The organism is Streptomyces sp. AcH 505 (assembly GCF_000818175.1).
GTDB lineage: Bacteria > Actinomycetota > Actinomycetes > Streptomycetales > Streptomycetaceae > Streptomyces.
In genome coordinates this window covers 58,210-65,650 of sequence record NZ_JTIY01000001.1, presented here as the reverse complement: position 1 = coordinate 65,650, position 7,441 = coordinate 58,210, and the positions used below count along the sequence as shown (strand labels likewise).

The following is a 7,441-nucleotide window of genomic DNA, read 5'->3' as shown; positions in this document are numbered from 1 at the left end:
GGTACCGACGGCCGGGCCGCGTGGTCACCGCCCGCCGGGGCCAGCAGGTCCAGCACTTCCTTGGGACGCGGGCGCTTCTCCGGCTTCTTGGTGAGGCAGGCGGCGACGACGGACCGCAACGACGCGGGCAGTTGGGACAGGTCCGGCTCGTCGTGGACGACGCGGTACAACAGCGCCGGGGCGGTGCCCTCACCGAAGGGGCCGGCTCCGGTGGCGGCGAAGACGAGGACCGAACCGAGCGAGAAGACATCGCTCACGGCGCCGACCTCCCCGCCGATGGCCTGCTCGGGGGACATGAAGCCCGGTGTGCCGATGACCGTTCCCGTGCCGGTCAGTACGGTCGCGCCCTCCAGGGCCTTCGAGATGCCGAAGTCGATCACCCGCGGACCGTCGTCGGTGACCAGGACGTTCGACGGCTTCATGTCGCGGTGCACGAGACCCGCCTGGTGGATGGAGTCCAGCGCCTCCGAGAGGCCTGCGCCCAGGCTGCGTAACTCCGCTGCGGGAAGCGGGCCTTCGTCGGCCACGAGCGTCGCCAGATCGGGGGCGGGAATGTACTGGCTCGCCACCCACGGGGTCTCGGCGTCGGGATCCGCACCGATCACCGGAGCGGTCCAGAAGCCACCCACCCGCTGCGCGGCCTCGACCTCGCGGCGGAAGCGGTCGCGGAAGCCCGGCTGGTCGGCGATGTGCGGCCGTACGATCTTGACCGCCACCTTGCGGCCGCCGCGCGAGCGGCCCAGGAAGACTTCCCCCATGCCCCCGGCGCCGAGCCTGCCGTGCAGCGCGTACCCGCCGATCTCCTGCGGATCACCGGCCTTGAGCTCCTGCGTCGTCACCGAGCACCCCCCGTCCTGGTCGCGAAGCAGCACGATAGTGCAGCGAGGCACGGGAGTTGGCCACACGTGCATAACACCTGACGCCCGCCCGCAGGGCCGTGGCAGGATGGGGATATGACAACCAACCGAAAGGCCCATGCCGCGTAGACGGCCAGGGCGTGTCCGGGCCGAACTCCCGGACCGGCAGCGCGCACAACAGGGCACGCGAAGCGCGGGCACGCGGACCGCGATCGACCGTCTCTCCTCGTCGGCGGTGTCCGAGATCGCCCGCATCGAACGCACCAGGAACTATCTGCTGCCCGGCGACACGGCCTCGGCGCTGAGCCGGTGGAAAGCTTACGGCCGCCGTACCAGGCGCCAGGTCCGGCACGACGACGAGTTCGGCGACACCGACTGGTACTGCTGCGGCGATCCGCTCGAAGGACGCACTCTCCTCGACCGTGTGATGGCATCGATGTCGCGGCAAGGAGCCCGCGAACTACGCAGCGTGGTCAGCGCACTTGACGCCCGGTTCGAGGACGGCTGACACGACCGCGGCTGACACGCGTACGGCTGACACGCGTACGACTGAGCCGGCGGGCCCGGGCGGAATGTGCCGCCCGGGGCCGCCGACTTGTCGCACCACACACGGGTTGCCGCGTCAGTGCGCCCTGCGCACCGTCACCTCCGTGGTGTCCGTGTGGCGCGAACCCGCGCCGAGCGCCGTCAGTGACGTCCTGCCGCTCGGAGTCGTGTCCGGGATCCGTACGGTGAAGGACACCGCGCCGTGCTTGTCAGCGACGGCCCTGCCGAGCGAAGCCGCGCCCAGCGTGAACTCGACGCTCTCGCCGCGCCGGTAGCCGTCCGCGCTGACGCGTACGGTCGAGCCCGCCGCGACGGAACCCTGGACGCGCAGCTTGCCGGGCTTCAGCGAGGCCTTGTACTCGGCGCACGCGCTGCCGGGGACGCCGGCCTCCGGAGCCTGCGTACCGGCGGTGACTCCGTCGTCCTCGCGTACCGTCAGGGTGTTGAACCCCTGGTCACCCATCACCCCGCCCGCGATGTCGGTCACCGACACCTTGAACGCGGTGGATCCGGTGGTGCTCGGCAGTGTGTCGCCGTACGTGGGGACCCGTACCGGCACACAGACCTGGCCGGGGGCGAAGGTCACCTTCTGCATCGCCGCGCCGGTCTTGCCGGTCGTGGAGCCGAACACACTGACATAACCGGTGACCGGATGCCGGGAAGGACGGGACAGCACGGCGGCCAACTCGGCCGTACCGGGGCCCGATCCCTCCTCGACGTAGGCCGGAGCCAGGTCGACGGTCGTCTGCTGGGCGGGGACCCGGGAGCCCACGGCGCGGTTCTCGGCCGAGAGGTCGGAGAGGTAGACACCGCCCGACGCCGCGCCGTCCGCGCCCCTGGCGGCCGTGAAGCGCACCTCACGGACGTCCCGCAGATCGATCCGCTTGAGCGAGGAGGTCGGGATCGTCACCTGTTGCAGGATGACCTTGCGCAGCCACGGGGAGCTGACGCCCGGCAGCCGGGTCACGGCGGCCGGGTTGAGCGCGGAGACCGGCGACGACCAGGCGCGGCCCGCGCCGTCGACGACGCTGAGGGTCAAGTCCGTCCCGGTGGGGACGAGTTCGTCGGCGGCCACCTTCACGGAGAGCTGCTGGTAGTGCCGGAGGTCGCGGTCGCCCCGCGGCACCGTCACGCGTACCTGCCCGCCCGGCGCAGCCCACGTCATGTGCAGCATCGGCGACGACGGTATGTTCCAGGCCCACTGTGCCGGCGACCAGTGCGGCACGGCGGCCTCGTTGAGGGTTGTGGTGCAGTACGGCAGGGACTGCGGAAGTGTCATGCCGCCCTTGCCGCCCATACCGGCGCACACCTCGGCCTTGGCGCCGCCGGAGGCGCGTACCGCGGCGTCGGTGTGCTCGAACGTGTTGATGTCCGTGCGGGACTTGGCGGGCTGCGTCGCGGTCACCGAGACGCTCGCGAACGGGGTCGACGGCGGGGTGACGACCGACCCGTCGAACATCGGCTGGAACTCCTTCTCCGCGCCGAGCGTGAGCCGGAAGAAGCCGGCGATGTACGCGGTGCCGACCTGGACCTGCTCCGCCGGGTCGAGTCTCGTCGTGGTCGGGGACTTCGGGTCGCACACCGGGTCGTCGGCGCCGCTGGCCGCCGCCCAGTCGTCGCCGGTGCCGGACGGCCAGCCGCCCGGTGTCCAGATGGTGTTGAAGAAGTTGTGATTGGCGCCCTGCACCAGCACGGCCGAACGGAGCACGTTGTCGGTGAAGTTGTGGCGCGAGTCGTCGACGATGTGCTGGCCCATCAGGTTCTCCACGTCCCCGTCGCAGTACGGCAGGACCGTCGCCGTCGCCACGTTCGGCAGGGAGATACGGTCGTAGTCGACCGGCGCGAGGGGCAGTACGGCCTTGATGCCGAACTGCTGCGAGAGAGGCAGGGCGTCGTTGAGCGTCGAGGCCGCCACGACCCCTTCGCCGCCGCGCGAGTGCCCCATGATCCCGACATCGCCCAGATCGAGCCGACCCGCCAGGTCGGACGGCCGCACGTCGCCCGACAGTGCCTGACCGAGACTTACATCCTTGTTCGTGAAGGCGTCGTGGTAGACGGCCTTGTCGCCGGCGTTGGCCTTCTTCAGCATCCGCAGGGTGTCGAGGACAAGTTCGCCACGGGCCTGCGCGCCGTAGTCGGCGGCGAGTTGGTTGTCCGTCGCGTTGATCGCGTTGGCGGACACGGAGACCACGACGTAGCCGTTGCTCGCGAGCGCGCGGGCCGGCGCCTCGTACCCCAGGAAGCTGGGTATGGGGGCCCGGTCCTCCGTGCTGTCCGGCGACGTACGGCAGGGCCAGCCCGCCGGGTTGGCCTTGCCGGTGCCGTAGCAGGAGCTGTGCCGGCCGTGCTCGAAGATGACGACGGGCTTCTTGCCCCGGCCGTCCGGCAGATAGATCTTGCCCTCGAACTCACCGCGTGTGCCGCCGATGTTGAGCAGCGGCAGCGCCTGGTCGCCGAAGTCGTAGACGGCCTCGGAGACATGGTGGCTGCCGAGCTTCGAAGGATCGGCCCGGAGGGTCTGCGGGGTGATCGTGGGCGCCGCCGGTGCGACGGGAGTCTTGGGGGCCGGTGTCGCCGGAGCGCTGCTCGACGGCGACCCGAAGGCGTCGGTGGTGACGGAACTGGCGGCGGCGACCGAGGAGTCGGTGGTCACCAGGGAGAGCGATGTGCCGTCCGCGGACTCCGTCGCCGGTCCGAGGTTCTTGCCGTCCGCCGAGAGCGTCGGTGCTCCGGCCGTGACGGGAAGCGGCGTGTCGAGATCGAGGGTGACCCGGAATCCGCCGGCGACGCGGTCGACGGACCACTGCTGGCGGGCGGTCGGCTTGGGGGAGGGGGCGGCGGTCGCGGTCCCCTGGATCAGCGTGAGGGGCAGGCATGTCAGCGCCAGCGCTGTGGCGATACGTCTCGCACGTCTGGTGAGTTGAGACAAGGGAGGGCCTTACTCGTGAGCGAACCAATGCCCTCGCCGTCGTTGTCGAACGATGGCGAGGGCTGTGCGATTCGCAACGTATGCAGGGCCGGTGAAAACGGCGAGACGATCTTGTTACCTGGATGTTCCGTCGGCTGATGCGGAGATATGAGGCAACAAGACGGCGTAAAAGGGGCCGCCTTGTTGCCGGTACACCGTCCGTAAGCGGCAGCTCACAGCTGCGGAAGCCGTGGAGGACGGGGTCAGACCGCGGTGCGCGGGGTGGCGTCCGGCCGGTGGTACGTGTCGCCCGTCATCGACTCCAGCTCCTGCTGCTTCGTCTCGGGCACCTTGCGCAGCACGAAGAAGAACGACGCGAGGGCGAAGAACGCGAACGTGCCGTAGAGCCAGGAGAGTCCGACGTGTTTGGTCATCGGCTCGAAGGCGAAGGTGACGATGAAGTTGAAGATCCAGTTGGACGCGGTACCGATCGCCAGCGCCATCGCCCGCATCCGGTTCGGGAACATCTCGGCGAGCATGATCCACAGCACCGGACCCCAGGAGAGCGCGAAGAACACCACGAAGGCGTTGGCGCCGACCAGCGCGAGCGGGCCGTACGGGCTGGGCAGGGCGACGTTGTCGCCGGTGCCGTGCTGCTGGGAGAAGGCGATGGCGGTCAGCAGGAGCGCGAGGAACATACCGATCGAACCGATGGTGAGGAGCCGGCGGCGGCCCACCCGGTCCACGAACAGCATCGCGACCACCGTCATCACCACATTGATCCCGGCGGTGATCACGGACGTGGTGAACGAGCTGGACTCGCTGAAACCAACCGACTTCCACAGGGTGGTGGAGTAGTAGAAGATCGCGTTGATGCCGACGAGTTGCTGGAAGGCGGCCATGATGATGCCGACCCACACCAGCGGATGCAGCCCGAACCTGGTCCCCCTGATGTCGGCGAAGCTGCTGTTGCGTTCCTTCTGCAGTGTGTTCTTGATCTGCTCGACCCGGTCGTGCGGATCGGCCTCGCCCGAGACCCGTGCCAGCACCTCGGCCGCCTTGTCGTTCTGGCCCTTGAGCACCAGATAGCGCGGTGACTCGGGGATCATCATGGCCAGTACGCCGTACACGACGGCCGGAATCACACCGACCAGGAACATCCAGCGCCAGGCCTGCATGCCGAACCACAGCTCCTGCGAAGCGCCGCCCGCCGCACCCGCGATGCCCTTGTTGGAGCTGAGCACCACCAACTGTCCGATGGTGATGGCCAGTTGTTGCAGCGATCCGAGCGCGCCACGGCCCTTGGCCGGTGCCACTTCCGAGATGTAAGCCGGTGCGATGACTGAAGCGATCCCGATACCGAGACCGCCGATCACCCGCCACACCATCAGGTCGGGCACGGAGAAGGCGAAGGCTGAACCAATCGAGCTGATGACGAACATGACGGCGCCCAGCACCATCACCCGCCGCCGGCCCCAGCTGTCCGCGAGCCGTCCCGCGTACCACGCGCCCACCGCGCAGCCCAGCAGCGCGATGGAGACCACGAAGCCGGAGAGGAACGAGCCGAGATGGAAGTGCGACCCCAGGGCGTCCACGGCTCCGTTGATCACGGAGGAGTCGAAACCGAAGAGGAAACCGCCGACGGCGGCCGCTATCGAAATACCGACTGCTTTACCGTGTGGTCCCGGTATGTCGGACTTGGGGGTTTCTGCTCCGAGGGCGGTTCGGGCCATGAGTGCCACCTGACTAACTGTCGACCTTTTTTCAACCCGTGCTCGCGTGCCCGCGCCCTGGGCGGGCAAACCAGGACGTGTGGGCGCGGGCCGGATGTGCGGCGGAGCACGCGGCGGCGCCCGTATTCCCCGACGGCCGAGCCGTGTCGCTGTTGAGCCGAACGGGTGAGGAGCGGGAGGATGGCCGAATGCGGATGCAGACACAGGGCACGGGAGGGGTGGTTCGGTGAGCAGGTACGACAGGGACCGGTACGACGTCACCGACGAACAGTGGGAGGGCCTGGCCCAGGTCGTTCCGCTGCGCAGCCGAAACGAATGGCCGTCCCGGGTCGACCACCGGACGGTGCCCGAGGAGTACGCGGCCGAGCAGCGGCGCTTCGTCGTGCTGCGGGTGCAGGTGTTCGCCGACGCGCGTGAAGTGGCTGAATATCTCATCGCCCAGATCCCGGTCCTGCTGGATCTGACCAGCGCCGAGAGTGATGTGGCCAAGCGGATCCTGGACTTCAGTAGCGGCGTCGTTTTCGGCCTCGGCAGCGGTATGCACCGGGTCGACAAGAACGTCTTCCTGCTGGCGCCGGTCGGCACGGAGGTCGAAGGCATCGCGGCGGTCGCCGCACCCAGGCCGTAGCGGAGAGGGTGGCCGCAACGGAGAGAACAGAGGAGAGGCGCGTACGTGACGCAGGACGCTCGGGACGGTACGGAGTCCGCGGCGAAGCTCGATGTGGCCGGGCTCCAGAGCCGGCTGGTCGCGTTCGCCGCCGCTCGGGACTGGGAGGAGTTCCACACTCCCAAGAACCTGGCGGCGGCGTTGAGCGTGGAGGCGTCGGAGTTGCTGGAGATCTTCCAGTGGCTGACGCCCGAGCAGTCGGCGCGGGTCATGGCGAAACCGGAGTCGGCGCACCGGGTGGCCGACGAGGTCGCCGACGTGCTGGCATATCTGCTGCAGTTCTGCGACGTGCTGGGGATCGACGTCCTGGCCGCGCTCTCGGCGAAGATCGACCGGAACGAACACCGCTTCCCGCCGAAGGCGTCCTCTGATCATCGGCCTGGTCACTCTTCGGAGTGAGTGGGTTTCGCACAACTGCCCCGCTGTCCACAGATTTCCGTATTCCTCTGGTCTTTCGGCCGCCCGTCGCTCACTCTAGGTAGTGGGTCGAGGCGGACTGGGTGACGGGACTGGCGGGACGGACGATCGGGGGTGGGCGATGGACGCGGAGCGGCTCATCGGGGTGAGCAGGAATGTGCTGGCCGGCAGCGCCGAAGCGCGTGCGGTGCTGGCCGAGGCGGGGCAGGCACAGGCACTCGCGCAGGCGATCGGCAGCCGGCTGGCGTACGGCGGCCCCGCGGAACTGCGCGCCGAGGCCCGCGAGCTGGGCGAGGCGGGCGAGCGCGGCGGC

Annotated in this window: 7 protein-coding genes; 4 read left to right on the top strand and 3 right to left on the bottom strand. The window is 69.1% G+C overall.

Annotated elements, in window-relative coordinates; all coding sequences use genetic code 11:
- On the bottom strand, positions 1-839 hold an 839-nt coding region (locus tag HY68_RS00310), incomplete at its 3' end, for a serine/threonine-protein kinase (RefSeq protein WP_241778436.1).
- A gap of 136 nt (positions 840-975) precedes the next feature.
- On the opposite strand from HY68_RS00310, the gene HY68_RS00305 reads away from it, so the two are divergent.
- Positions 976-1,365, top strand: a complete 390-nt coding sequence (locus tag HY68_RS00305; RefSeq protein ID WP_041983217.1) for a hypothetical protein — start codon at positions 976-978, stop codon at positions 1,363-1,365.
- A 114-nt stretch (positions 1,366-1,479) separates the two neighbouring features.
- On the opposite strand, the gene HY68_RS00300 is transcribed toward HY68_RS00305, so the two are convergent.
- On the bottom strand, positions 1,480-4,332 hold the full coding sequence (locus HY68_RS00300) for a hypothetical protein (RefSeq protein ID WP_052456967.1): 2,853 nt from the start codon (positions 4,330-4,332) through the stop codon (positions 1,480-1,482).
- A 242-nt stretch (positions 4,333-4,574) separates the two neighbouring features.
- Positions 4,575-6,044, bottom strand: a complete 1,470-nt coding sequence (locus HY68_RS00295) for a sugar porter family MFS transporter (protein WP_041983215.1) — start codon at positions 6,042-6,044, stop codon at positions 4,575-4,577.
- Positions 6,045-6,270: 226 nt separating this feature from the next.
- Here HY68_RS00295 and HY68_RS00290 point away from each other — a divergent pair, with 226 nt between their 5' ends.
- The 3 genes from HY68_RS00290 to HY68_RS43340 form a co-directional block, all read left to right on the top strand.
- Positions 6,271-6,672, top strand: a complete 402-nt coding sequence (locus HY68_RS00290) for a cell division protein SepF (RefSeq protein ID WP_041983212.1) — start codon at positions 6,271-6,273, stop codon at positions 6,670-6,672.
- A 45-nt stretch (positions 6,673-6,717) separates the two neighbouring features.
- Positions 6,718-7,110 (top strand): nucleotide pyrophosphohydrolase, encoded by a 393-nt coding sequence (locus tag HY68_RS00285; protein ID WP_041983210.1) that lies wholly within the window; start codon positions 6,718-6,720, stop codon positions 7,108-7,110.
- 139 nt (positions 7,111-7,249) lie between these two features.
- Positions 7,250-7,441 (top strand): DUF6099 family protein (locus HY68_RS43340; RefSeq protein WP_041994890.1); only part of this gene is annotated, 192 nt, incomplete at its 3' end.